Source organism: Enterobacter sp. 241F3 (assembly GCF_034106785.1).
GTDB lineage: Bacteria > Pseudomonadota > Gammaproteobacteria > Enterobacterales > Enterobacteriaceae > Enterobacter > Enterobacter vonholyi.
Genome location: NZ_JAWNDD010000006.1, coordinates 1 through 26,379, shown reverse-complemented (window position 1 = coordinate 26,379; position 26,379 = coordinate 1). Strand labels below are relative to the sequence as shown.

At 54.2% G+C, this 26,379-nt stretch carries 25 protein-coding genes; 8 read left to right on the top strand and 17 right to left on the bottom strand.

Features of this window, described 5'->3' with window-relative positions; genetic code table 11:
• Window positions 1-40 precede the first annotated feature (40 nt).
• From UR504_RS15945 to asnC, 13 genes are all read right to left on the bottom strand, one after another.
• Window positions 41-460, bottom strand: coding sequence for a F0F1 ATP synthase subunit epsilon (locus UR504_RS15945; RefSeq protein WP_003862360.1), 420 nt, complete (start codon window positions 458-460; stop codon window positions 41-43).
• A gap of 20 nt (window positions 461-480) precedes the next feature.
• Window positions 481-1,863 carry a F0F1 ATP synthase subunit beta gene (gene atpD, locus UR504_RS15940; RefSeq protein ID WP_003862362.1) on the bottom strand — a complete coding sequence of 461 codons (1,383 nt, stop codon included), beginning with the start codon at window positions 1,861-1,863 and terminating at the stop codon, window positions 481-483.
• 31 nt (window positions 1,864-1,894) lie between these two features.
• Window positions 1,895-2,758 (bottom strand): F0F1 ATP synthase subunit gamma, encoded by an 864-nt coding sequence (gene atpG, locus UR504_RS15935; protein ID WP_024907886.1) that lies wholly within the window; start codon window positions 2,756-2,758, stop codon window positions 1,895-1,897.
• A gap of 51 nt (window positions 2,759-2,809) precedes the next feature.
• Complete coding sequence (gene atpA / locus UR504_RS15930) at window positions 2,810-4,351, bottom strand: F0F1 ATP synthase subunit alpha (RefSeq protein ID WP_006808751.1); 1,542 nt, start codon at window positions 4,349-4,351, stop codon at window positions 2,810-2,812.
• A gap of 12 nt (window positions 4,352-4,363) precedes the next feature.
• Window positions 4,364-4,897, bottom strand: coding sequence for a F0F1 ATP synthase subunit delta (gene atpH / locus UR504_RS15925; protein WP_023309790.1), 534 nt, complete (start codon window positions 4,895-4,897; stop codon window positions 4,364-4,366).
• Window positions 4,898-4,911: 14 nt separating this feature from the next.
• Window positions 4,912-5,382, bottom strand: a complete 471-nt coding sequence (atpF, locus tag UR504_RS15920) for a F0F1 ATP synthase subunit B (RefSeq protein ID WP_014072436.1) — start codon at window positions 5,380-5,382, stop codon at window positions 4,912-4,914.
• Between the two features lie 48 nt (window positions 5,383-5,430).
• Complete coding sequence (gene atpE / locus UR504_RS15915) at window positions 5,431-5,670, bottom strand: F0F1 ATP synthase subunit C (protein WP_000429386.1); 240 nt, start codon at window positions 5,668-5,670, stop codon at window positions 5,431-5,433.
• Window positions 5,671-5,719: 49 nt separating this feature from the next.
• Window positions 5,720-6,535 carry a F0F1 ATP synthase subunit A gene (gene atpB / locus UR504_RS15910; RefSeq protein WP_008500193.1) on the bottom strand — a complete coding sequence of 272 codons (816 nt, stop codon included), beginning with the start codon at window positions 6,533-6,535 and terminating at the stop codon, window positions 5,720-5,722.
• Between the two features lie 8 nt (window positions 6,536-6,543).
• Window positions 6,544-6,924: a F0F1 ATP synthase subunit I gene (gene atpI, locus UR504_RS15905; RefSeq protein ID WP_008500194.1), complete on the bottom strand. Its 381-nt coding sequence runs from the start codon at window positions 6,922-6,924 to the stop codon at window positions 6,544-6,546.
• 616 nt (window positions 6,925-7,540) lie between these two features.
• Window positions 7,541-8,164 (bottom strand): 16S rRNA (guanine(527)-N(7))-methyltransferase RsmG, encoded by a 624-nt coding sequence (gene rsmG, locus UR504_RS15900; protein ID WP_115876778.1) that lies wholly within the window; start codon window positions 8,162-8,164, stop codon window positions 7,541-7,543.
• A gap of 107 nt (window positions 8,165-8,271) precedes the next feature.
• Window positions 8,272-10,161 (bottom strand): tRNA uridine-5-carboxymethylaminomethyl(34) synthesis enzyme MnmG, encoded by a 1,890-nt coding sequence (mnmG, locus tag UR504_RS15895; protein WP_302237026.1) that lies wholly within the window; start codon window positions 10,159-10,161, stop codon window positions 8,272-8,274.
• 374 nt (window positions 10,162-10,535) lie between these two features.
• Window positions 10,536-10,985, bottom strand: coding sequence for an FMN-binding protein MioC (gene mioC, locus UR504_RS15890; protein WP_271369048.1), 450 nt, complete (start codon window positions 10,983-10,985; stop codon window positions 10,536-10,538).
• Between the two features lie 90 nt (window positions 10,986-11,075).
• Window positions 11,076-11,534: a transcriptional regulator AsnC gene (gene asnC, locus UR504_RS15885; protein ID WP_008500198.1), complete on the bottom strand. Its 459-nt coding sequence runs from the start codon at window positions 11,532-11,534 to the stop codon at window positions 11,076-11,078.
• A 151-nt stretch (window positions 11,535-11,685) separates the two neighbouring features.
• On the opposite strand from asnC, the gene asnA reads away from it, so the two are divergent.
• On the top strand, window positions 11,686-12,678 hold the full coding sequence (asnA, locus tag UR504_RS15880; protein ID WP_115876780.1) for an aspartate--ammonia ligase: 993 nt from the start codon (window positions 11,686-11,688) through the stop codon (window positions 12,676-12,678).
• Here asnA and viaA read toward each other — a convergent pair whose 3' ends face one another.
• Both viaA and ravA read right to left on the bottom strand, forming a co-directional pair.
• Entirely contained in the window at window positions 12,679-14,130 is a 1,452-nt protein-coding gene (gene viaA, locus UR504_RS15875; RefSeq protein WP_302237020.1) for an ATPase RavA stimulator ViaA, read from the bottom strand.
• Window positions 14,124-15,620: an ATPase RavA gene (gene ravA / locus UR504_RS15870; RefSeq protein ID WP_115876782.1), complete on the bottom strand. Its 1,497-nt coding sequence runs from the start codon at window positions 15,618-15,620 to the stop codon at window positions 14,124-14,126. The genes viaA and ravA overlap by 7 nt, the downstream gene beginning before the upstream one ends.
• A 222-nt stretch (window positions 15,621-15,842) precedes the next feature.
• Here ravA and kup point away from each other — a divergent pair, with 222 nt between their 5' ends.
• From kup to rbsR, 7 genes are all read left to right on the top strand, one after another.
• Window positions 15,843-17,711: a low affinity potassium transporter Kup gene (kup, locus tag UR504_RS15865; protein WP_023309781.1), complete on the top strand. Its 1,869-nt coding sequence runs from the start codon at window positions 15,843-15,845 to the stop codon at window positions 17,709-17,711.
• Window positions 17,712-17,927: 216 nt separating this feature from the next.
• The gene (rbsD, locus tag UR504_RS15860) at window positions 17,928-18,347 is read left to right on the top strand and encodes a D-ribose pyranase (protein WP_003862392.1); all 420 of its coding nucleotides are present in this window, start codon (window positions 17,928-17,930) and stop codon (window positions 18,345-18,347) included.
• A gap of 7 nt (window positions 18,348-18,354) precedes the next feature.
• Window positions 18,355-19,860, top strand: coding sequence for a ribose ABC transporter ATP-binding protein RbsA (rbsA, locus tag UR504_RS15855; RefSeq protein WP_021242658.1), 1,506 nt, complete (start codon window positions 18,355-18,357; stop codon window positions 19,858-19,860).
• A gap of 4 nt (window positions 19,861-19,864) precedes the next feature.
• The gene (rbsC, locus tag UR504_RS15850) at window positions 19,865-20,830 is read left to right on the top strand and encodes a ribose ABC transporter permease (RefSeq protein WP_021242657.1); all 966 of its coding nucleotides are present in this window, start codon (window positions 19,865-19,867) and stop codon (window positions 20,828-20,830) included.
• Between the two features lie 27 nt (window positions 20,831-20,857).
• Entirely contained in the window at window positions 20,858-21,748 is an 891-nt protein-coding gene (gene rbsB, locus UR504_RS15845; RefSeq protein ID WP_010426610.1) for a ribose ABC transporter substrate-binding protein RbsB, read from the top strand.
• A gap of 107 nt (window positions 21,749-21,855) precedes the next feature.
• Window positions 21,856-22,785, top strand: a complete 930-nt coding sequence (gene rbsK, locus UR504_RS15840) for a ribokinase (protein WP_115876792.1) — start codon at window positions 21,856-21,858, stop codon at window positions 22,783-22,785.
• A gap of 3 nt (window positions 22,786-22,788) precedes the next feature.
• On the top strand, window positions 22,789-23,781 hold the full coding sequence (gene rbsR, locus UR504_RS15835) for a ribose operon transcriptional repressor RbsR (RefSeq protein WP_320739883.1): 993 nt from the start codon (window positions 22,789-22,791) through the stop codon (window positions 23,779-23,781).
• Here rbsR and mdtD read toward each other — a convergent pair.
• Both mdtD and UR504_RS15825 read right to left on the bottom strand, forming a co-directional pair.
• Window positions 23,747-25,180, bottom strand: a complete 1,434-nt coding sequence (gene mdtD / locus UR504_RS15830) for a multidrug transporter subunit MdtD (RefSeq protein ID WP_115876784.1) — start codon at window positions 25,178-25,180, stop codon at window positions 23,747-23,749. The genes rbsR and mdtD overlap by 35 nt on opposite strands.
• Window positions 25,177-25,884, bottom strand: a complete 708-nt coding sequence (locus UR504_RS15825; protein WP_111964224.1) for a FadR/GntR family transcriptional regulator — start codon at window positions 25,882-25,884, stop codon at window positions 25,177-25,179. Before UR504_RS15825 ends, mdtD begins: the two co-directional genes overlap by 4 nt.
• Window positions 25,885-26,379: the final 495 nt, after the last annotated feature.

The window sequence follows — 26,379 nt, the reverse complement described above, 5'->3', positions numbered from 1 at the left end:
CCTGGTATCCAGACTGGCTTTTGTGCTTTTCAAGCCGGTGTTACATCGCTTTTTTGGTCAACTCGATAACGCGCAGTTTCGCGATCGCTTTGGCCAGCTCCGCAGACGCCTGAGCGTAATCCACGTCACCATGAGAGCTGTTAATGTGCTCTTCAGCCTTACGCTTCGACTCCAGGGCTCGCGCTTCGTCGAGATCCTGGCCACGAATAGCGGTATCGGCCAGAACGGTCACACTGCCAGGCTGCACTTCAAGAATGCCGCCGGACAGATAGATAAACTCTTCGTGACCGAACTGTTTAACGATGCGGATCATACCAGGCTTAATGGCGGTGAGCAGCGGTGCGTGACCCGGGAAAATACCCAGTTCACCTTCACTACCCGTTACCTGGATTTTCTCGACCAGACCAGAGAACATTTGTTGCTCTGCGCTGACGACGTCCAGGTGGTAAGTCATTGCCATATCACCCTCCGATTAAGGCGTTAAAGTTTTTTGGCTTTTTCCACAGCTTCTTCGATGGAACCAACCATGTAGAACGCCTGCTCTGGCAGGTGATCGTATTCGCCTTCCATGATGCCTTTAAAGCCACGGATGGTGTCTTTCAGGGAAACGTATTTACCTGGAGAACCGGTAAATACTTCCGCAACGAAGAACGGCTGGGACAGGAAGCGCTGGATCTTACGCGCACGTGCTACCACCAGTTTGTCTTCTTCAGACAGTTCATCCATACCCAGGATGGCGATGATGTCTTTCAGTTCCTGATAACGCTGCAGCAGAGACTGTACGCCACGCGCGGTGTCGTAGTGCTCCTGACCAACAACCAGTGGATCCAGCTGACGGCTGGTGGAGTCCAGCGGGTCAACGGCCGGGTAGATACCCAGAGACGCGATCTGACGGCTCAGTACCACGGTTGCATCTAAGTGCGCAAAGGTGGTTGCTGGAGATGGGTCAGTCAAGTCATCCGCAGGTACGTATACCGCCTGAACGGAAGTGATAGAACCAGTTTTGGTAGAGGTGATACGTTCCTGAAGAACACCCATCTCTTCCGCCAGCGTAGGCTGGTAACCTACCGCTGAAGGCATACGACCCAGCAGTGCAGATACTTCCGTACCGGCCAGGGTGTAACGATAGATGTTATCAACGAACAGCAGAACGTCACGGCCTTCGTCACGGAACTTCTCAGCCATCGTCAGGCCGGTCAGCGCAACGCGCAGACGGTTTCCAGGTGGCTCGTTCATCTGGCCGTAAACCAGGGATACTTTGTCCAGAACGTTGGAGTCGGTCATTTCGTGGTAGAAGTCGTTACCCTCACGAGTACGTTCACCTACACCCGCAAATACGGAGTAACCGGAGTGCTCGATCGCGATGTTACGGATCAGCTCCATCATGTTTACGGTTTTACCTACACCCGCACCACCGAACAGACCAACTTTACCGCCCTTCGCAAATGGACACATCAGGTCGATAACTTTGATACCGGTTTCCAGCAGTTCCTGAGAGCTGGACAGCTCTTCGTAGGAAGGTGCCGCGCGGTGGATAGCCCAACGCTCTTCTTCACCGATGTCGCCTTTCATGTCGATTGGCTGACCCAATACGTTCATGATACGACCCAGTGTTGCTTTACCTACCGGGACTTCGATCGGGTGCTCAAGGTCTTTTACTTCCAGACCACGACGCAGACCGTCGGAAGAACCCATCGCGATGGTACGCACGATACCGCCGCCGAGCTGCTGCTGAACTTCCAGCACCAGGCTCTCGTTACCATTCTGTACCTCAAGCGCGTCGTACACGCGTGGTACGGCGTCCTGAGGGAACTCGACGTCCACCACGGCGCCGATTACCTGGACAATCTTTCCAGTAGCCATCTTGAATCCTCTACGTAATTCGTAAACCTGGTTAAACCGCGGCGGCCCCCGAGACGATCTCGGTGAGTTCCTGAGTAATGCTGGCCTGACGAGCTTTGTTGTAAACCAACTGCAGCTCTTTAATCAGGCTGCCGCCATTATCGGTCGCGGCTTTCATCGCCACCATTCGTGCGGCCTGCTCGCTGGCCAGGTTTTCTACAACGCCCTGATAAACCTGAGATTCAACGTAACGACGCAGCAGGGTATCCAGCAGCGGTTTCGGATCGGGTTCATACAGGTAATCCCAGGTTTTTTGCTTCAGCTCGCCATCTTCTGATGCCGGTAACGGCAGCATCTGAGTGAGCGTTGGAACCTGAGACATGGTGTTAATGAATTTGTTGCTGACAACGTACAGTCTGTCCAGACGGCCTTCATCATAAGCCTGCAACATCACTTTAACCGGGCCGATCAGTTCGGACAGGGACGGGTTATCACCCATACCGGTCACCTGAGCGACAATGTTGCCACCAACGGAGTTAAAGAAAGAGACGCCTTTAGAGCCGATCATTGCGATATCGCACTGAACGCCTTTTTCAGACCATGCTTTCATATCCGCCAGCAGTTTTTTGAACAGGTTAATGTTCAAGCCGCCACACAGACCACGGTCGGTCGACACCACCAGGTAGCCCACGCGCTTAACGTCGCGTTCTTCCAGGTAAGGGTGCTTATATTCCAGATTACCGTTTGCAAGGTGACCAATCACTTTGCGCATGGTTTCTGCATAAGGACGGCTGGCCGCCATGCGATCCTGCGATTTACGCATTTTGGAAGCGGCGACCATCTCCATCGCTTTAGTGATCTTTTGCGTGTTCTGGACGCTTGCGATCTTACTACGTATCTCTTTTGCGCCGGCCATGAGCTTCTCCTCAATGCCAGGCGGCTTGTCCTGAGACAAGCCGCCGGACGATTACCAGGATTGGGTTGCTTTGAAGGAATCGAGGATAGCTTTCAGCTTGCCTTCGATTTCGTCGTTATAGCCACCGGTCTGGTTGATCTCTTGCATCAGCGGAGCGTGATCACGGTCGACGTAAGCCAGCAGAGCGGCTTCGAAGCTACCGATTTTCGCCAGTTCCACATCTTCGAGGTAACCGCGTTCAGCCGCGAACAGTACCAGGCCCTGCTGAGCAACAGACATTGGTGCGTACTGTTTTTGCTTCAGCAGCTCGGTCACTTTCTGACCGTGGCTCAGCTGTTTACGGGTTGCTTCGTCCAGATCGGATGCGAACTGAGAGAACGCAGCCAGTTCACGATACTGTGCCAGCGCGGTACGGATACCACCGGACAGTTTCTTGATGATCTTGGTCTGAGCAGCACCACCAACACGGGATACGGAGATACCCGGGTTAACTGCCGGACGAATACCGGAGTTAAACAGGTTGGTTTCCAGGAAGATCTGACCATCGGTAATAGAGATTACGTTGGTCGGAACGAACGCAGAAACGTCACCCGCCTGGGTTTCAATGATCGGCAGAGCGGTCAGAGAGCCCGTTTTACCCTTCACTTCACCTTTGGTGAAGTTCTCGACGTATTCCGCGTTAACGCGGGAAGCACGCTCCAGCAGACGAGAGTGGAGGTAGAATACGTCGCCAGGGAACGCTTCACGTCCAGGTGGACGACGGAGCAGCAGGGAAACCTGACGATAAGCAACAGCCTGTTTAGACAGGTCATCGTATACGATCAGCGCATCTTCACCGCGGTCACGGAAGTATTCGCCCATTGCGCAACCGGCGTAAGGCGCCAGGTATTGCAGTGCAGCAGATTCAGACGCGGTCGCTACCACAACGATGGTGTTAGACAGTGCGCCGTGCTCTTCCAGTTTACGAACCACGTTAGAAATGGTGGACGCTTTCTGGCCGATGGCCACGTACACGCATTTGATGCCGGAGTCACGCTGGTTGATGATGGCGTCGATAGCCATCGCGGTTTTACCGGTCTGACGGTCACCGATGATCAGTTCACGCTGACCACGACCGATTGGGATCATGGCATCAACGGACTTATAACCTGTCTGAACAGGCTGATCTACGGACTGACGGTCGATAACGCCTGGTGCGATAACTTCGATTGGAGAGAAGCCATCGTGCTCAACCGGACCTTTACCGTCGATTGGCGCACCCAGGGTGTTAACAACGCGACCCAGCAGGCCACGGCCAACCGGTACTTCCAGAATACGGCCAGTACACTTAACCTTCATGCCTTCGGCGAGGTCAGCGTATGGACCCATCACAACTGCACCTACGGAGTCGCGCTCCAGGTTCAGTGCGATAGCGTAACGGTTACCCGGCAGGGAAATCATCTCACCCTGCATACAATCGGCCAGGCCGTGGATGCGGATAACACCGTCACTTACAGAAACAATAGTACCTTCGTTGTGAGCTTCACTCACAACACTGAACTGAGCAATGCGCTGCTTGATCAGTTCGCTGATTTCGGTGGAATTCAGTTGCATGCTCCAGTCCCCTTAAGACTGCAAGACGTCTGCAAGGCGTTCAAGACGGCCGCGTACGCTGCCATCAATGACCATATCACCCGAACGGATGATTACGCCTGCCATTACAGACTTATCGATTTTGCAATTCAGCTTAACTTTGCGTGACAGACGTTTTTCCATCGCGGCGGTGATTTTCGCAAGCTGTTCATTACTCAGTTCAGTCGCAGAAGTCACTTCGACTTCAGCGGTTGCTTCACTAAGGGCACGTAAGTGCTCAAACTGCTCGAGAACATCCGGGAGCACACGGAGACGACCATTTTCTGCCATCACCTTAATCAGGTTCTGGCCGTTGGCATCCAGTTGCTCTCCGCACACGGCGATAAACGACGCGGCGAGAGTTTCAGGTGCTAACGCACCGGAAAGCAACTCAGCCATTTGTTCGTTTTTCGTCACCTCAGCGGCAAACGCCAGCATATCCTGCCAGCGATCGACATTTTGGTGTTCGACAGCAAAGTCAAAAGCTGCTTTGGCGTAGGGGCGAGCTACCGTAACAAATTCAGACATCAGCCCCTCCCTCCTTACAGTTCAGCGACAAGTTTGTCCACGATGTCGCTGTTAGCAGCTTCATCCACGGAACGTTCGATGATCTTCTCGGCGCCAGCAACAGCCAGAATCGCAACCTGCTTACGCAGTTCTTCACGAGCACGTTTACGCTCAGCATCAATTTCTGCCTGAGCCTGTGTCACGATCTTAGTACGTTCCTGTTCTGCTTCAGCTTTGGCTTCGTCCAGGATCTGCGAACGGCGTTTGTTAGCCTGTTCGATGATAACCTGAGCTTCCGCTTTCGCTTTTTTCAGCTGGTCTGTCGCGTTGGCCTGTGCAAGGTCCAAATCTTTCTTAGCGCGTTCTGCAGAAGCCAGACCGTCAGCAATTTCTTTCTGACGTTTTTCGATGGCAGCCATTAAAGGCGGCCATACATACTTCATGCAGAACCAGACAAAGAGAATAAACGCGATGGCCTGGCCGAGGATTGTTGCGTTCATGTTCACAGCACAATACCTCTTTAATATCTGTGGCTTAGGGTTTTAAAACTACTACTACGCGACAGCAAACATCACGTACAGACCCAGACCTACAGCGATCATTGGGATAGCATCCACCAGACCCATAACGATAAAGAACTGAGTACGCAGCAGAGGAATCAGATCAGGTTGACGCGCTGCGCCTTCCAGGAATTTGCCCCCGAGGATGCCGATACCGATCGCAGCACCGATAGCCGCCAGACCCATCATCACAGCGGCAGCCATGTACAGCAGATCCATATTCAGGTTTTCCATGACAGTCTCCAGTTTGTTTCAATTAAAACGTAGTAGTGTTGGTAAAAAATCAGTGCTCTTCAGACGCCATCGACAGATAGACGATCGTCAGAACCATGAAGATAAAGGCTTGCAGCGTAATGATCAGGATGTGGAAAATGGCCCACGGCACATTCAGAACCCACTGTGACCACCACGGCAGAAGACCCGCGATCAGAATGAAAATCAGCTCACCCGCATACATGTTGCCGAACAGTCGCAGACCCAGTGAGACAGGTTTGGACAGCAGGCTAACGCCTTCCAGGATCAGGTTGACCGGAATAAACGCCCAGTGGTTGAACGGCTGCAAGGTAAGCTCTTTCACAAAGCCGCTTACGCCTTTCATTTTGATGCTGTAGAAAAGAATCAGGATAAATACGCCCAGCGCCATCGACAGGGTGATGTTCACGTCCGCAGACGGTACAACACGCAGCGCTGGCAGGCCGAAGATGTGCTCACCGATAAACGGCAGCAGATCGATTGGCAGCAGGTCCATCAGGTTCATCAGGAAGACCCAAACGAACACGGTCAGGGCCAGCGGAGCAATCAGCTTGCTCTTGCCATGGTACATGTCTTTGACGCTGCCATGGACGAAGCCGATGATCATTTCGATGAAGGTCTGGAATTTCCCTGGTACACCGCTGGTCGCTCGTTTAGCAACACCGCGGAACATGGCCAGGAACAGAAGACCCAAAACCACCGAGAAGAACATGGAGTCGATGTTGATCGTCCAGAAGGTGGCCGGGGGGTTATGTGGATCCACCAGCGAGAATGTACGCAGGTCCAACTGAAGGTTATTCAGATGGTGACCTATGTAATCCTGCGGCGTCATATTTTCTGAAGCCATGATGCCTTTTACCCTTTGTTATTGATTACAGCTGGAGCCAGAACTTGTACCACCAGCACCAAAACCCACGTTGCTATCAGCGGCATGAAGACCACTTTCAAAACCGCCAGCGCCATCACCAGTAGAGCAAAGGTCAGCAACACCTTACACACTTCGCCGAGAGCGAAGGACCAGGCCACGCGGCCTTTGGCGGGTGTATGCGCCTGATGACGCCAGGCAAAAATCATAAACAACACGTTTGGCAGCACAACCGCCAAACCCCCGCACACGGCGGAGATGCCCCAGAAGGGGTCTTTGAGGCTAAACAGCAGTCCACTTGCTATCACAGCCAGAAACTGAATGAACAGAAGCTTACGAGCAACGTTTCTACTCAAGAGCGACACAGACATCACGTTTTTACTCCTGCTCCCTTCGAGGTATGCCGCGTGTCGTATAAAACGTCCTTTAAGGCTCAGAGTCAAGCATCAAAAAGCGGTCAAATTATACGGTGCGCACCCGTGATTTCAAACATTAAGTAGCGAAAAGGTGAATAAATGTTTAAATATTTTTCCCCACCGCTATTTTTTAACTTTCGAGCAAAGCACCAACCTTCGACCAAAACTGCAAACAGCGCGAAAACGTTGTCGATAAAGCGTGCACGAGATCACAAAACACACATTTGCGATAAGGTTGTATTTATCAAAGGCGCAAATCGCAGAAATTTATCTTTATGAAATTAAACGCAAAATGTCGCAACTATTTTCAAAACAGCCCGGTACACAATAAAAACGTTTTATTGACATTCTTAATAAATAATTAACATTGCGTTCTGGTTACTGCTTTCCACTTTTAGCAGACTTATATTTTCACAGATGACTATCTTCCAGGGGAAGAATAGTCGCCAGGTTAACCAGAAGAAAAACCTTAGTGAAAACGAGGTTAAGAGCTCACCAGTAAATCCCCTGTAGTTGTGCTGTTTTTTAACATGCGAAGAACAGCACAAATTCCACATTTTTTATTAATTTTTTAAAAATTGTTTGGCTTAATTATCACCAGATGACGTTCGCCATCGAGCTGAGGAATGTTTAATTTCTCGATGGATTCAACAGCAAAACCGTCCGGAAGCTGTTCAATCTCATCGCCTGGCAACTGCCCTTTTAGCGCATAAAAGCGGCCATTCTCAGCAGGTAAGTGCTTGCACCAGCTCACCATATCATTGAGCGACGCAAATGCGCGGCTGATAACCCCGTCAAACGGCGGCTCTGCCGGGAAAGCCTCTACCCTGCTCTGTACGGGCGTAATATTTTCAAGCTTCAGCTCATGCTGTACCTGACGTAAAAAGCGCACACGCTTGCCAAGACTGTCCAGAAGCGTGAAATGGCTCTCAGGGCGAACAATCGACAGCGGAATACCCGGCAGACCAGGGCCCGTCCCTACGTCGATAAAACGCTCACCTTTCAGATAAGGGGCAACCACGATGCTGTCGAGAATGTGGCGAACGAGCATCTCGTTGGGGTCGCGAACAGACGTCAGGTTGTACGCTTTATTCCATTTATTCAGCATATCGACATAGGCCACCAGCTGATTTTTCTGGTGATCGGTGAGCGAAATACCTGCCTGATCCAGCAGACGAGAGAGTTTGTTGAGCACGGTGAATACCTGTTGGAAAACTTAGGTGGCGGGTGGCGCTTGGCTTACCCGCCCTACGGGTTCAGTAGGCCCGGTAAGCGCTGCGCCACCGGGCAATATTCCGGGCCTTACGCGCTACGGCGCAGCATGCCCTGCTTTTTCAGCCACACCAGCAGAATGGAAATCGCTGCAGGCGTGACGCCGGAGATACGTGAGGCCTGGCCGATCGAGACCGGTTTGTGCTCGTTCAGCTTGGCGATCACTTCGTTGGAAAGGCCAGTCACCTGGCGGTAGTCCAGCATTTCCGGCAGCAGCGTGTTTTCGTTACGCTGCTGTTTTTCGATCTCATCCTGCTGACGCGCGATGTAACCTTCGTACTTAACCTGGATCTCAACCTGCTCTGCCGCTTCAGCATCTTCCAGGCCCGGCGCGAACGCGGTCAGTTTGACCAGGTTCTCGTAGGTGACTTCAGGACGGCGCAACAAATCTTCACCGCTGGCCTCGCGCGACAGCGGCGCGGTTAAGTGAGCGTTTACTTCGGCAGCGGTTTCCGCCTGCGGATTCACCCAGGTGGTTTTCAGGCGCTGACGTTCCTGTTCAATGCGCTCCAGCTTCTCGTTAAAGCGCGCCCAGCGTTCGTCATCGACCAGACCCAGCTCGCGGCCGATTTCGGTCAAACGCAGGTCGGCGTTATCTTCACGCAGCATCAGGCGATATTCCGCGCGAGAGGTAAACATACGGTACGGTTCTTTGGTACCCAGCGTGCAGAGATCGTCAACCAGCACGCCCAGATACGCCTGAGAACGGCCGGGTGCCCAGCCCTCTTTCTCAGCAGAGAAGCGCGCGGCGTTCAGACCGGCAAGCAGGCCCTGTGCAGCCGCTTCTTCGTAGCCGGTGGTGCCGTTAATCTGACCCGCAAAGAACAGACCGTGGATGAATTTGCTCTCCAGGGTTGGCTTCAGGTCACGCGGATCGAAGAAATCGTACTCAATAGCGTAGCCAGGGCGAACGATTTTTGCGTTCTCCATGCCCTGCATTGAGCGAACAATTTGCATCTGCACGTCAAACGGCAGGCTGGTGGAGATGCCGTTCGGGTAAATTTCGTTCGAGGTCAGCCCTTCCGGCTCCAGGAAGATCTGGTGCTGGTTACGATCGGCGAAGCGCATCACTTTGTCCTCGATCGACGGGCAGTAGCGCGGACCGATCCCTTCGATCACGCCGGCGTACATCGGGCTGCGATCGAGGTTATTGCGGATCACATCGTGGGTTTTCTCGTTGGTATGCGTGATATAGCACGGCACCTGCTGCGGATGCTGTGCCGCATTGCCCATGAACGAGAAGACCGGCATTGGGTTATCACCGTGCTGTTGCGCCAGCACGCTGAAATCAATGGTGCGCGCATCAATACGCGGCGGCGTACCGGTTTTCAGGCGGCTGACGCGCAGCGGCAGTTCACGCAGACGGCGAGACAGTGGAATAGAAGGCGGATCGCCGGCACGGCCACCGCTGTAGTTATCGAGACCAATATGAATTTTACCGTCAAGGAATGTACCCACGGTCAGCACCACGGCTTTGGCGCGGAATTTGAGGCCCATCTGGGTCACGGCACCCACGACGCGATCGTTCTCAACGATTAGATCTTCAACCGCCTGCTGGAAGATCATCAGGTTCGGCTGATTCTCCAGGGCGGTACGCACCGCCTGACGGTAAAGCACGCGGTCTGCCTGGGCACGGGTCGCACGCACAGCGGGACCTTTACTCGCGTTTAGTATCCTAAACTGGATGCCGGCCCGATCGATCGCTTTCGCCATCAGGCCGCCAAGTGCATCCACTTCTTTTACCAGGTGTCCTTTCCCAATGCCGCCAATCGCCGGATTACAGGACATTTGTCCCAGCGTGTCGATATTGTGTGTCAAAAGCAGGGTCTGCTGACCCATTCGCGCTGCGGCCATTGCGGCCTCAGTGCCTGCGTGACCCCCGCCAATGATGATGACGTCAAAAGGATCCTGATAAAACATGGTGGTCTGCCTCGCGTAAAGCGGTATGAAAATGGATTGAAGCCCGGGCCGTGGATTCTACTCAACTTTAGTCTTTCGAGAAAGCATTGGGATCCTGGGCTATTAAAAAGAAGATCTTTTTATTTAGAGATCTGTTCTATTGTGATCTCTTATTAGGATCGCGAACCTGTGTGGATAAGTCCGATCTCATAAAGAAGATCATGCAGTTAGAAAGGATCGTTTGCTGTTAATGATCGGTGATCCTGGACCGTATAAGCTGGGATCAGAACGCGACTTTATACACAGGCTAAAAACGGCGCTACGGTTGTTATTTGGATAACTACGGGTTAATACGAGCTTTTAACCAGAGTTATCCACATCTGTTCGCGCGATCTTTAATCGTTTTTGAGTAAATTTTTCCATTCCGCGAGCCAGATCTCGGCTGGATCCTCGGGAATGTCATGATCGAGGATGTTGATCTTGAGCGTTTCACCCAGCTGTTTTGCTCCGCAGGAGGTAACAGCGGCTTCGACTTTCTCTATTGCCCCGCAAAAGGTGTCATATTCACGACTGCCGATCCCCACTGCGCCAAAACGGATGTTTGACAGGTCGGGCTGCTGTTCCAGCAGTTCGTCATATAAAGGTTGCAGATTATCCGGCAGATCCCCCGCGCCGTGCGTGGAGGTGATCAGCAGCCAGACCCCGTCAGTCGGGAGATCTTCAAGCAACGGGCCGTGCAGGGTTTCCGTGGAAAAGCCCGCCTCTTCCAGCTTTTCAGCCAGATGTTCCGCTACGTATTCCGCACCACCAAGGGTGCTGCCGCTGATAAGGGTAATGTCCGCCATTGATCGCTCGCCCAGATAAAGAGACGGCCATTGTACGCTGTGAACGAGCTGGGATCTACCTGTGGAAAATGTGGGAATGAATTTGCCCGATCACGGGCGGATGGTACGCATGATCGGGTTTTGCAGGGAGATCAGGGTCTCGGTGGACTGAATTTCATCGATTGTTTGGATCTTGTTGATAAGTACCTGCTGGAGCGCGTCGATGGATCGGCACATAACTTTAATAAAGATGCTGTAGTGCCCGGTGGTGTAGTACGCCTCGGTGACTTCATCCAGCGCGTTCAGTTTCGCCAGGGCAGAAGGGTAGTCTTTGGCGCTTTTAAGAATGATGCCGATAAAGCAGCAGACGTCGTAACCCAGCTGCTTTGGGCTGACGTCAATGCGCGCACCGGTAATGATCCCTGCCTGCTTCATCTTTTCTACGCGAACGTGAATGGTTCCCGGGCTGACGCCAAACTGTTTCGCCAGTTCGGCATAGGCGGTACGGGCATTGGCCATTAACGCCTCCAGAATGCCGCGGTCGAGATTGTCGATCTGATAATTTTCCATAGCTTTTTCTTATGAAGATTAATGAATCACTTTATTCTAGCGCTATATTTTATCGAATCAAAAATGAAGGTGGCTTTTTGTTGATGGGTTATTGAATAAGGCGCCGTTTCTGTTGCTTAATCAATATCAACAGGACGCAGGAGTATAAATAATGAAAACCGCTTACATCGCAAAACAACGCCAGATCAGTTTCGTAAAATCCCATTTTTCCCGCCAGCTGGAAGAGAAGCTTGGGCTGATTGAAGTCCAGGCACCGATCCTCAGCCGCGTGGGTGACGGGACGCAGGATAACCTCTCTGGATGCGAAAAAGCGGTACAGGTGAAAGTGAAAACACTGCCAGACGCCCAGTTCGAAGTGGTTCATTCACTGGCGAAGTGGAAGCGTCAGACCCTGGGACAACACGACTTCAGCGCGGGCGAAGGGCTCTACACGCACATGAAAGCCCTTCGCCCTGATGAAGATCGCCTTTCACCGATTCATTCTGTTTACGTTGACCAGTGGGACTGGGAGCGCGTAATGGGTGATGGTGAACGTCATATCGGCACGCTGAAATCCACCGTTGAGGCGATCTACGCCGGGATCAAAGCAACCGAAGCGGCAGTGAGCAAAGAGTTTGGTCTGGCAACGTTCCTGCCGGATACGATCCACTTTGTCCACAGCCAGGAACTGCTGACCCGTTTCCCGGATCTGGATGCCAAAGGCCGCGAGCGTGCGATCGCCAAAGAATTAGGTGCTGTGTTCCTGATCGGTATCGGCGGCAAATTGTCTGATGGCAAACGCCACGACGTTCGTGCGCCTGATTATGATGACTGGAGTACTGCGGGTGAGGGCGAATTTGCCGGGCTGAACGGCGATATTCTTGTCTGGAACCCGATACTGGAAGACGCATTCGAGCTCTCTTCTATGGGGATCCGCGTGGATGCTGACGCGCTGAAGCGCCAGCTGGCGGTCACCGGTGATGTAGACCGTCTCAAACTCGAGTGGCACCAGGCGCTGCTGCGCGGCGAAATGCCGCAGACGATTGGCGGCGGTATCGGCCAGTCCCGTCTGACCATGCTGCTGCTGCAATTACCTCATATCGGTCAGGTTCAGTGTGGTGTCTGGCCGCAGCAGGTACGTGAAAGCGTTGGCTCTCTTCTGTAATTAACGCTGCCAGCGTCTGAGCAGGCGGCTACGCAGCCCGGTATCAAAGCGCCAGATATGATCGAAGATGCGCATGATGCCGGGTTTTCCATGGGCGGACATCGCCACCGCATGAAAACGGTGTTGATGCACCCGCTGTAATTCCTTCACCTTATTGACCACATCATCCGGCAGCCGCTGGGCAATAAAATCGGAAATCACCACTGCGTCAGCGTCGTACCAGTCGCCGTCCTGCATACGCTCCACAATGCTGCGAAAACAGCTTGCCAGATCGGTTCCACCGCGAAAACGCTGGCTCAGGAAGCGGATTGCCTGCTCGATCCCCTGCTGGTTCGTCAGCTCATAGCCCACGACTTCGCTGGAGAACAGCATGATGAAGCAGCGACGGCGATCGGCGAGCGCCACGCGCATCAGTGCCAGACAGAACGCCTTCGCACACTGCTCGTTAAACCCACCCATCGATCCGGACGTATCCACGCAAACTATGAATGGCCCGCGCGGCTGTTCATCAAAATCCTGATGAGCCACAGGACGCTGGCTTACCTTTTCGCGCCAGGCTTCGCCGTGCAGCCGGTAGGTGAGGAGCTGTTTTTCCACCAGCCGACGATAAAACTCATACTCCAGCTCGGTCATCCCGAGCGTGCTCAGTTCCGTGGGCAGCAGGCGTAAAATGTCATCACTCTGCTGGAGCCCGTCGACCTGCTCCGGCACGGTAGCCGGTTCGCGCACCAGGGTGCGGAAGGTCTCCATGGGGGCATCTTTCTTTGGGACCGACTTTGCCTCCCTTGAGCGACCCAGCTGTTCTGCAAGCTTCATCAGCTCGGGCTGCTGCGCCAGAAAATCGCCGTATTTGACGATCAGCTGATAGTCCCCGCGCCGGAGCTGACCGGCGCTCATATCCCAGAGACGCCCTGCGGCGTTTTCATTCTCCACCAGCACCTGCTCAAGCTGGCCGCTTAAGGTCATGCGCTCCTGAACTTCACTGAGCAGCTGTTCGCGCTCTTCGTCCAGCAGCTGCTGGTTTAGCGTCGTAGCCTGCACCACCAGGCTGAGGCGCCAGCGCTGTAAGAAGAGGGTGTGCAGTGCGGGAGTGAACGTGGCGTTATCCGTGACCAGCGCCCGGGCCTGGCTGGCAAACGGAGAGTGGACCTTGTCGAGCAGCGTCAGGGTTTGCGGAAGCTGAACGATAAACTGCGATGTGGAGAGCCGCTGGCACTGCTGATAACAGGCCACCTCTTCCGTTAGCTCAGGCGGAACTTCGGTCTCCCTGAACCGCTGACGCAAATTTTCCCGCCAGCGCGGAAGATCGTCCGTCATCGCCTTTTTGAGCTTCGGAAATTTTTCAAAGAAGGCTGCCAGCTGCGGCGAAGCCAGAAGGGTTATGACCACTTCTTCGATCAACCCTTCCTCGCTGACGGCCAGCATGACGTTAAGCGTATCCAGAGTTAGCATTGACGCGCCTGTTTAATCTGCGCGCTGACGTCCTGCAGGCTGGCTTCGATGCGACCTAACCAGTCGCTATGAATAAAGAGGCACTTTTGCTGCTCGCTAAAGCGGGTGTGCTGCTGGTGCCATTCCGTATCCAGCGCTTCCAGCTGCTGCTTAATCTCTTCCGGTACGCTGTCCGAGGCGGTGCCCGGCAGCGCCAGACGCGATCCCTGCAGGCTGACGTCGCGGATCACCAGATGCTGGCTGCTGTCCACTTCCATATTCAGCGGCTGCGCGAAACCGATGCCGTTGAGCTTTCCACGGATCTCTCCGCCCTTATCCAGCCACTGTGCCAGCGCCTCGCGCTCAATCGTCACATGCACCACCTGCATATCATGCAGCTTAAGCGGCTGTTGGAGCAGCAGGGTCAGCGTCGGGCTGGTGAGTTCGGTGGGTAATTCATAGTGCGGTTTGCGTGCGAACATCCCCCCCAGGCGATTCACTTTCAGCGCGGTTTTATCACTTTGCTGCTGCTGGAGCTGGATGCGCCGCTGGGCAATCGCCCCCAACTGATTGAGCATCGCCTGCTGTCCCCAGGCGTGTCCGGTCATCAAAACGTCAAGCTGCTGCTGCATCAGGTTCATGCCTTCCGCGTCGTGCCAGAGGCAGTCTTTCAGCAGGATCAGATCGATGGGCGCCACGGCATCGCGGCCGCTGAACAGGGCGCTAGCCTGCAGAAGACGGATCGCTTTTTTCCAGCGGCGATCGGAGACATAGGGCGCCGAGGGAAGGTGATCAAGCTGCTGACGCAGCAGATAGATCAGCTCGAATACCGCGTCCGGCAATTTGATTTTGCCAATATCCTGCTGCCACTGGTGGTACTCCTCATCCGTCACCTGCAGCGAAGCGGGTACCGGATTTTCGCTCTCGTCCTGCTGGCTGACCAGCATGGAGCGGAAGTTGGATTTATCCTGTACTTTGTCCAGCCACAGGCGGATCAGCATACGGTCATACAGCGCTTCCAGGCTGCTGTCGGCTTCAGGCAGTTCGTTTGAGGCGGCCACCAGCAGGCGCATTGGGATTTTTTCTTCACTGGCGCCGTTGCGGAACCGACGTTCGTTTATCGCCGTGAGCAGGGTGTTCAGAATGGCCGGTCCCGCTTTCCAGATCTCATCAAGAAAGACAATTTCAGCCTCCGGAAGATACCCTTCTGTCAGACGCTGATAGCGCCCCTCATCTTTCAGTGCCTGAATGGAAAGCGGGCCAAAAACTTCTTCTGGGGTGGAAAACCGGGTCATGAGATATTCGAAGGCGCGGGCGTTCTGAAAAGCAAATTTTAGCCTGCGGGCAATCAGGCTTTTGGCAATGCCCGGCGGACCCAGCAAAAACACGCTCTCGCCGCTCAACGCCGCCAGTAAACAGAGGCGAATGGCGTGGCTACGCTCGAAAAGGCCTTTCTCCAGCGCGCTGCTAAGGCGGGAAATTCTTTCTGCTAATAAATGTGAGTGAGCCATAATAGTTTTGCATCCTTTCGCCGTCGTGGCGGCCAATTGAAGCGAGTATAGACGTTTCAGTCAGGGCTGGTAATAGACTGAAGTGCGGCGCAATTTTCTTTGCGCTACATTAATGCGGTTGCATTTAGGGGTACGATTTTGCAATGAATCGTGCATACTGTGCGCTTTTTGTGGGCCAAGGGACCAGGAACACATTTGTTATTTAAACGAAAAGACTAGTCTATGAGCACTGATAATAAGCAATCATTACCCGCAATAACGCTTGCGGCGATCGGGGTTGTCTACGGTGATATTGGCACCAGCCCGCTTTATACGCTTCGTGAATGTCTGTCCGGCCAGTTTGGCTTTGGTGTTGAGCGCGATGCCGTATTTGGCTTCCTGTCCCTCATCTTCTGGCTGCTGATCCTGGTGGTTTCCGTTAAATATCTCTCCTTCGTTATGCGTGCTGATAACGCAGGTGAAGGTGGGATCCTGACCCTGATGTCCCTGGCAGGGCGCAATACGTCAGCCAGGATGACGTCCGTTCTGGTGATTATCGGCCTGATTGGCGGCAGCTTCTTCTATGGGGAAGTGGTGATAACGCCGGCTATTTCGGTGCTCTCGGCGATAGAGGGGCTGGAAATTATTGCCCCGCAGCTCGATTCATGGGTTGTTCCTTTGGCCATTATTGTCCTGACGCTGCTGTTTATGATCCAGAAGCACGGTACCGGGCTGGTGGGCAAACTGTTTGCGCCGATTATGCTGGCCTGGTTCCTGATCCTGGCCGCGCTTGGTTTGCGCAGCATTATCGCGAATCCGGAAGTGCTGCATGCGCTGAACCCTTACTGGGCCGTGCATTTCTTCCTTGAATACAAAGTGGTTTCCTTCGTGGCGCTGGGTGCCGTCGTGCTCTCCATTACCGGCGTTGAAGCGCTATATGCTGACATGGGGCACTTCGGGAAACTGCCTATCCGCGTGGCATGGTTTATTGTGGTGCTGCCGTCGCTGGTGCTGAACTACTTTGGCCAGGGCGCGCTGTTACTTAAAAATCCGGAAGCGATCAAGAACCCGTTCTTCCTGCTGGCGCCTGACTGGGCGCTGGTGCCGATGCTGATTCTGGCGACGCTGGCGACCGTCATTGCCTCTCAGGCGGTGATTTCCGGCGTGTTTTCTCTGACGCGCCAGGCCGTGCGTCTGGGGTATCTCTCTCCGATGCGCATCATCCATACCTCTGAGATGGAGTCGGGCCAGATCTACATCCCGTTCGTTAACTGGCTGCTCTACTTCGCTGTTGTGATTGTTATCGTCAGCTTCGAGCACTCCAGCAACCTGGCGGCGGCGTACGGTATTGCGGTAACCGGTACGATGGTGCTGACATCGCTTCTCTCCACCACGGTGGCGTACCGAAACTGGCACTGGAATAAATTCCTCGTGGCGATGATTCTGGTGGGCTTCCTGTGCATTGACGTGCCGCTGTTCTCCGCAAACCTCGACAAGATTGTCTCCGGCGGCTGGCTGCCGCTGACGCTGGGTCTGGTGATGTTCATCGTCATGACCACCTGGAAAAGCGAGCGTTTCCGTCTGCTGCGCCGCATGCACGAGCACGGGAACTCTCTTGAGGCGATGATCGCTTCTCTGGAGAAATCCCCGCCGGTCCGCGTGCCGGGCACCGCGGTGTACATGTCTCGCGCCCTGAACGTCATTCCCTTCGCGCTGATGCATAACCTCAAGCACAACAAAGTGCTGCACGAGCGCGTGATCCTGCTGACGCTGCGCACTGAAGATGCGCCTTACGTTCACAACGTGCGTCGCGTGCAAATCGAGCAGCTCTCCCCGACATTCTGGCGCGTGGTGGCGAGCTACGGCTGGCGTGAAACGCCAAATGTGGAAGAGGTGTTCCACCGCTGCGGTCTTGAAGGGCTGAGCTGCCGGATGATGGAGACGTCGTTCTTTATGTCTCACGAATCGCTTATCATCGGCAAGCGCCCTTGGTATTTGCGCCTGCGCGGCAAACTGTACCTGATCCTGCAGCGTAACGCCCTGCGCGCGCCTGACCAGTTTGAGATCCCGCCTAACCGCGTGATAGAGCTGGGTACGCAGGTCGAGATTTAAGTCCTTTCGAAAATGCCGGGTGGCGCTGCGCTTACCCGGCCTACCAAACCCGTAGGCCCTTGCAAGCGAAGCGCCGTCGGGCTATTTCTCCCATCAATATTTCACTTAGCGAAACGTTTCGACGTCGATCACAAATCTGTTACGTCATGATGGTTTTCTGAACATTTCTGGCGCTACACTACTTTTAGCGAAACGTTTCGCTAGTGGAGCAAGAAAATGAAGAAAGGCACGGTACTCAACTCAGAAATCTCATCGGTTATTTCCCGCCTTGGGCATACCGATACGCTGGTGGTTTGCGATGCAGGCTTACCGGTTCCGCGCAGCACAACCCGTATTGATATGGCGTTAACGCAGGGTGTTCCTTCGTTTATGCAGGTACTGGAAGTCGTGACGGCGGAGATGCAGGTTGAGGCAGCCATTCTCGCGGCGGAAATCAAACAACATAATCCGCAACTCCACGAAACGTTGCTCAGCCATATTGAGCAACTGCAACAACACCAGGGAAACACCATAGAAATTCGTTACACAACGCACGAGCAGTTCAAACAACAAACCGCAGACAGTCAGGCGGTAATTCGCAGCGGGGAGTGTTCCCCGTATGCGAATATCATTCTCTGTGCTGGCGTCACCTTCTGAGGCCATCATGGACGCATTACTGCAACTCAAAGGGATCGATAAGTCGTTCCCGGGCGTAAAAGCCCTCTCCGGCGCGGCGCTGAACGTCTACCCCGGGCGCGTAATGGCGCTGGTGGGGGAAAACGGCGCCGGCAAATCCACCATGATGAAAGTGCTAACCGGTATCTATCAACGCGATGCCGGTTCACTCCTCTGGCTGGGTAAAGAAACCACCTTCACTGGCCCGAAATCTTCTCAGGAAGCGGGTATCGGCATTATTCACCAGGAACTGAACCTGATCCCGCAGCTCACCATTGCGGAAAACATCTTCCTCGGCCGCGAGTTTGTTAACCGGTTCGGCAAAATCGACTGGAAAACTATGTATGCTGAAGCGGACAAGCTGCTGGCGAAGCTGAACCTGCGCTTTAAGAGCGACCGTCTGGTAGGCGATCTGTCGATTGGCGATCAGCAGATGGTGGAAATCGCGAAGGTGCTGAGCTTTGAGTCTAAGGTCATCATTATGGATGAACCGACCGACGCCCTGACCGATACTGAAACCGAATCCCTGTTCCGCGTCATCCGCGAGCTGAAGTCGCAGGGGCGCGGGATTGTCTATATCTCTCACCGCATGAAAGAGATCTTCGAGATCTGCGACGACGTCACCGTTTTCCGCGACGGGCAGTTTATTGCCGAGCGCGAAGTGGCCACGCTGACCGAAGATACGCTCATTGAAATGATGGTGGGACGTAAGCTTGAAGATCAATATCCGCATCTGGATAAAGCGCCGGGAGAGATCCGCCTGAAGGTAGACAACCTCTGCGGTCCGGGCGTGAACGACGTGACCTTTACCCTGCGCCAGGGCGAGATCCTGGGCGTGGCGGGCCTGATGGGGGCGGGACGTACCGAGCTGATGAAAGTGTTGTACGGCGCACTGCCGCGCACCAGCGGTTATGTCACCCTTGACGGCCATGAAGTGGTCACCCGCTCTCCGCAGGATGGTCTGGCGAACGGCATCGTCTATATCTCCGAAGACCGCAAACGCGATGGCCTGGTGCTGGGCATGTCGGTAAAAGAGAACATGTCCCTGACCGCGCTGCGCTATTTCAGCCATAGCGGTGGAAGCCTGAAGCATAAAGACGAACAGCAGGCGGTCAGTGATTTTATCCGCCTCTTTAACGTCAAAACCCCGTCGATGGAGCAGGCGATTGGCCTGTTATCCGGCGGGAATCAGCAGAAAGTGGCGATTGCGCGCGGGCTGATGACGCGCCCGAAAGTGCTGATCCTCGACGAGCCAACCCGCGGCGTGGACGTGGGCGCGAAGAAAGAGATCTATCAGCTGATTAACCAGTTTAAGGCCGACGGTCTGAGCATCATTCTGGTCTCTTCCGAGATGCCAGAAGTATTAGGCATGAGCGATCGCATTATCGTTATGCATGAAGGGCATCTCGGCGGTGAATTCACTCGCGAGCAGGCCACCCAGGAAGTTCTGATGGCTGCCGCTGTGGGCAAGCTTAATCGCGTGAATCAGGAGTAAGAAGATGACTACCCAGGCTGTTTCTGGTCGCCGCTATTTCACAAAGGCGTGGCTCATGGAGCAAAAATCGCTGATTGCCCTGCTGGTGCTGATCGCGATTGTATCGACCATGAGCCCGAACTTTTTCACCGTTAATAACCTGTTCAACATTCTGCAGCAGACGTCGGTGAATGCCATTATGGCGGTCGGCATGACGCTGGTAATTTTGACCTCAGGTATCGATCTGTCCGTCGGTTCCCTGCTGGCCCTTACCGGCGCGATCGCCGCTTCGCTTGTCGGGATTGAAGTCAACGCGCTGGTGGCTGTGGCCGCGGCCCTGGCGGCAGGGGCCGCGATTGGCGCCGTCACCGGCGTGATTGTGGCAAAAGGTCGCGTTCAGGCATTCATCGCCACGCTGGTGATGATGCTGCTGCTGCGCGGGGTGACCATGGTTTATACCAACGGCAGCCCGGTCAATACCGGCTTCACCGATAACGCCGATCTGTTTGGCTGGTTCGGTATCGGTCGCCCGCTGGGTGTTCCGACACCGGTCTGGATCATGGCTATCGTCTTCCTGGCGGCGTGGTACATGCTGCACCATACCCGTCTGGGCCGTTATATTTATGCGCTGGGCGGTAACGAAGCGGCAACGCGCCTGTCCGGTATCAGCGTTAATAAAGTCAAAGTTATCGTGTACTCCCTGTGCGGTCTGCTGGCGTCACTGGCGGGCATTATCGAAGTGGCGCGCCTCTCTTCCGCGCAGCCGACGGCGGGTACGGGGTATGAGCTGGATGCTATCGCGGCAGTGGTTCTGGGCGGTACGAGTCTTGCGGGCGGTAAAGGTCGCATTGTTGGGACATTGATCGGCGCACTGATTCTCGGTTTCCTGAATAATGGTTTGAATTTGTTAGGTGTTTCCTCCTATTACCAGATGATCGTTAAGGCAGTGGTGATTTTGCTGGCGGTACTGGTAGACAACAAAAAACAGTAACTGACGACACTACAGGACATCTTAGATATGAACATGAAAAAACTGGCTACCCTGGTTTCCGCTGTCGCGCTGAGCGCAACCGTAAGTGCTAACGCCATGGCGAAAGATACCATCGCGCTGGTTGTCTCAACCCTGAACAACCCGTTCTTCGTCTCCCTGAAGGACGGTGCGCAGAAAGAAGCGGACAAGCTGGGCTACAACCTGGTGGTGCTGGATTCACAGAACAACCCGGCGAAAGAGCTGGCTAACGTTCAGGACTTAACCGTTCGTGGCACCAAAATTCTGCTGATCAACCCAACCGACTCTGACGCCGTAGGTAACGCCGTGAAGATGGCAAACCAGGCGAAAATTCCGGTGATCACCCTGGACCGTCAGGCAACGAAAGGCGAAGTAGTGAGCCACATTGCGTCTGATAACGTGCTGGGCGGCAAAATCGCGGGTGATTACATCGCGAAGAAAGCTGGCGAAGGCGCGAAAGTTATCGAACTGCAGGGGATTGCCGGTACGTCTGCCGCCCGCGAGCGTGGCGAAGGCTTCCAGCAGGCTGTGGCTGCACACAAATTCAACGTGCTGGCGAGCCAGCCAGCAGACTTCGATCGTACCAAAGGTCTGAACGTCATGCAGAACCTGCTGACCGCACACCCTGATGTGCAGGCGGTCTTCGCGCAGAACGACGAAATGGCGCTCGGTGCGCTGCGTGCTCTGCAGACTGCAGGTAAATCTGATGTGATGGTTGTCGGATTTGACGGCACGCCGGATGGTGAAAAAGCAGTAAACGATGGCAAACTGGCTGCGACCATCGCTCAGCTGCCTGAGCAGATTGGCGCCACTGGCGTTGAAACTGCCGACAAAGTGCTGAAGGGCGAAAAAGTTCAGGCTAAATACCCGGTTGACCTGAAGCTGGTCATCAAGCAGTAAAAGGCGAATCAGGCAGTCGCTGGCTGCCTGAGGGACACCAATAAAAGAAAAGTGTGGCATACGCCACCGGGTAACACCGGTGGCGCTCTCAGATGGACAACCCAACCATGAAAACCGCAGGCAACCTCGTCGTCCTTGGCAGTATCAATGCCGATCACATTCTTAACCTTGAATCGTTCCCTGCACCGGGCGAAACCGTCACGGGTAATCAGTATCAGGTGGCATTTGGCGGTAAAGGTGCCAACCAGGCCGTCGCTGCCGGTCGTAGCGGGGCGAATATTGCGTTTATCGCCTGCACGGGTGATGACGATACCGGTGAGCGTGTACGCAAGCAGCTCGCGAGCGACAATATTGATATCGCACCGGTCAGCGTTGTTGCAGGGGAATCTACCGGCGTGGCGCTGATTTTCGTCAACGCTGAAGGTGAGAATGTCATCGGTATTCATGCTGGGGCTAACGCTGCGCTGACGACGGAGCGCGTAGAAGCGCAACGTGCAATCATCGCCGGAGCGGAAGCCCTGCTCATGCAGCTGGAATCACCGGTTGAAAGCGTGCTGGCCGCCGCAAAAATTGCGCATGAAAATCATACCACTGTTGTACTGAATCCGGCCCCAGCACGTGTATTATCAGACGAGCTGCTGGCGCTGGTGGACATCATTACGCCGAACGAAACCGAAGCCGAAAAGCTGACGGGCATTCGCGTAGAAAATGATGACGATGCCGCACGAGCCGCGCGTGCACTGCATGATAAGGGCATCGGCACCGTGATTATCACCCTTGGCAGCCGTGGGGTGTGGGCAAGCGTCAATGGCGAAGGCCGTCGTGTGCCGGGCTTTAAGGTGAAGGCGATTGATACCATTGCAGCGGGAGACACCTTCAATGGTGCACTGGTGACCGCGCTGCTGGAAGGCAAGAAAATGGATGACGCTATTCGCTTCGCTCACGCCGCTGCCGCGATTGCGGTGACGCGCAAGGGCGCCCAGCCTTCCGTTCCGTGGCGTAAAGAGATCGATGAATTCTTAAGTCAGCAGGGGTAACGCTTGGCTACAATGAAAGATGTCGCCCGTATGGCGGGCGTTTCTACCTCGACGGTCTCCCACGTCATTAATAAAGATCGCTTCGTCAGCGAGGCGATTCGGGAAAAAGTCGAAGCTGCGGTAAAAGAACTCAACTATGCACCGTCTGCGCTGGCGCGCAGCCTTAAGCTCAATCAGACGCGCACCATCGGTATGCTGATCACCGCAAGTACCAACCCCTTTTATTCAGAACTGGTTCGCGGCGTGGAGCGCAGCTGCTTCGAGCGCGGCTACAGCCTGGTGCTGTGTAACACCGAAGGTGACGAGCAGCGCATGAATCGTAACCTGGAGACGCTGATGCAAAAACGCGTCGACGGGCTACTGTTGCTCTGCACCGAAACGCACCAGCCCTCGAAAGAGATCATCCAGCGCTATCCTTCTATTCCCACCGTGATGATGGACTGGGCCCCATTCGACGGAACCAGCGATCTCATTCAGGATAACTCCCTGCTGGGTGGTGATATGGCGACTCAGTATCTGATTGATAAAGGCTATACCCGCATCGCCTGTATTACCGGTCCGCTGGATAAAACCCCGGCGCGTTTGCGTCTGGAAGGGTATCTCTCCGCCATGGATCGAGCAGGGCTCGCCATTCCTGATGGCCACCGGATCACTGGTGATTTCGAATTTAACGGTGGCTTCGAGGCTATGCAGAAACTGCTGACGCAAGCGCAGCGCCCGCAGGCGGTCTTTATTGGTAATGATGCGATGGCGTTTGGTGCCTATCAGGCGTTGTACCAGGCGGGGCTACGCGTGCCGGACGATATGGCGGTGATTGGCTACGATGATATTGAACTTGCCCGCTACATGACGCCGCCGCTGACTACTATTCATCAGCCGAAGGATGAACTGGGCGAGCTGGCCATAGATGTGTTGATCCACCGTATGGCGCAGCCCACGCTGCAGCAACAACGCCTGCAGCTTACTCCTGTTCTGATGGAACGCGGTTCGGTTTAGCTTTCTCTTTATGACGTTCTTTAATCAGGTTTCTGCCGTCTTTCGGTTTTAACAGCATAAAGACCAGCGCCGATACCACGGTAAGTGCACCCATGGTAATAAAGGTATAGTGGAACTGCTCAACGGTATTTGCGTTGTCAAAACCCTCATAAAACCTCAGCACCGCTGCACTCACGGCAACCCCTAAACTGATCGACAGCTGTTGCGTTACCGCCAGCACGCTGTTGCCGCTACTGGCGTTCTCGTCAGTCAGGTCGGCGAGGGTGATGGTGTTCATCGATGTGAACTGCGTCGACATCGCCATGCCCAACACAAACAGCGGCAGGATCAGCATCCAGACGGGTAACGCGGCGGACTGCAGCGAAAACTGCGCAATCATCAAACCGATAAAGACCGTCACGCCAACCAGCGTCTTACGATAGCCAAACCAGCGCAGCACCTGCGTAACGGTTGATTTTGCCAGAATCGAGCCCATTGCCGTGGGCGCCATCATGCAGCCAGCAATCAGGGCCGGGTAGCCGAAACCCACCTGCAGCATCAATGGCATCAGGAACGGCACACAACCCGTCCCCAGACGAGACGCAATGTTGCCTGCAATCCCTACGGAAAAGGTTCGGGTGTTAAAGAGCCCCAGGGAGATTAACGGTGTCGGATGGCGGCGCGCGTGACGTATATAAAGAAGAAATAACAGAATACCGCCCAGGATAACGGAGAGCGCTATCCACGTTGCGACGATCTTCTCGCCAAACAGCTCCATCCCGCTGGAGAATAATACCAGGCTCAGGCCGAACAGGAAAAAGCCGCCCATGTCGAAGCTGCGCCTTGGCGTGGTGAAGTTCGGCATATATTTGCGGGCATACAGCAGCCCCGCAACGCCAATTGGGATATTAATCAGGAAGATCCAGTGCCAGCTTGCCCATGTGACAAACACGCCACCGAGTACCGGGCCAAGTATCGGGCCAACAAGGCCTGGCATGGTAACGAAGTTGAGCACGGGAAGTAACTCGCTGCGCGGGTAGGCTCGCAGTAGGGCAAGGCGCGCCACGGGCATCATCATCGCGCCGCCGATACCCTGCAATACGCGGAAGATAACCAGCTCTGTTAATGATGAGGAGAGCGCACAGGCCAGTGAACCGAGCGTAAAGAGCGTTACGGCCAGCATGAAAACTCTGCGGGTGCCAAAGCGGTCGGCCAGCCAGCCGCTGACCGGTATTAACATTGCCACCGTCAGGGTGTAGCTGATGATGGCGGACTGCATCGCCAGTGGGGAACGGTTGAGGCTTTGCGCAATAGCGGGAAGCGCGGTGTTGAGGATGGTAGCATCCAGTGCCTGCATAAAAAACGCCATGGCTGCAATCCACGGCAATCCGGCCATGCTGCGCGCTTTTTTCTTTGTCATTTATTTACCTGCTGGTGGGTTGGCGCGGCCAGTAATGCCTGGCACGCACTCAGGGCTCGTTGCCCGTCGCTTTCCTGGATGGCATCCACTATCGCCTGATGCAAATCCAGTTTTACCACTTCGTTTTGTGTAATAGAGGTAAAGTAGGTGTGATACACCGAATGAAATAATGAGGCAAAAGAGGTAAGGAACGGATTGGCGCTCATCATATAGATGTGTTCATGCCAGGCCATATCGACCTCAACCCAGCGTTCGCGGTTGAAGTGTTTTTTCAGGAACACCATCTCTGCCATCAACGCGTTAAGCTGCGCTTTCTGCTCTGCTGTTCCCAGCGTAGCGGCAAGCAGACATGCCTGAGGTTCAAGGCTGCTGCGCATCACCAGAAAGTGATCGACGACCTGATGAAAGTTATCTTCCGTCATCCACCAGGAGAGCAGCTCCTGATCGAGAAAATTCCAGTTACTCTGTGGCATTACGCGTGTGCCAATGCGAGGACGTGGAAGCACCATACCTTTTGCCGTCAGGGTTTTTACCGCCTCGCGAACCGCGGTACGACTCACCCCAAACTGCTCACCCAGCTCCATTTCACCCGGCAGGATGCTACCGGGGGCATATTTACCCGCTAAAATTCGCTGCGCCAGCTTTTCTGCCAGCACGTACGACAGGTTTTTTTGGGCGGCCAGCTGTTGTGCGCTTAATGGCATCGCTTTTATTCCTTAAAGATACATGCTGATAATTATGCCACCTCGAATGTGATTGTGGTTGCAGATACATCAAATAGAACAATTTGTAGCTTGATTTCACCTCTGGTGGTGAAAAAAAACGCGGATGAAAACTTTTTTTAAATTTCCTCTTGTCACGTCGGAATAACTCCCTATAATGCGCCTCCACTGACACGGAACAACGGCACACACGCCGCCGGGTCAGCAGAGAATAGCGTAAATAAACGCTTGACTCTGAAGCGGGAAAGCGTAATATGCACACCCCGCGCCGCTGTGAAAAGCGAAGCGGCACTGCTCTTTAACAATTTATCAGACAATCTGTGTGGGCACTCAAAGTGACATGGATTCTTAACGTCCTCGGACGAAAAATGAATACCAAGTCTCTGAGTGAACATGCGTAATTCATTACGAAGTTTAATTCACGAGCATCAAACTTAAATTGAAGAGTTTGATCATGGCTCAGATTGAACGCTGGCG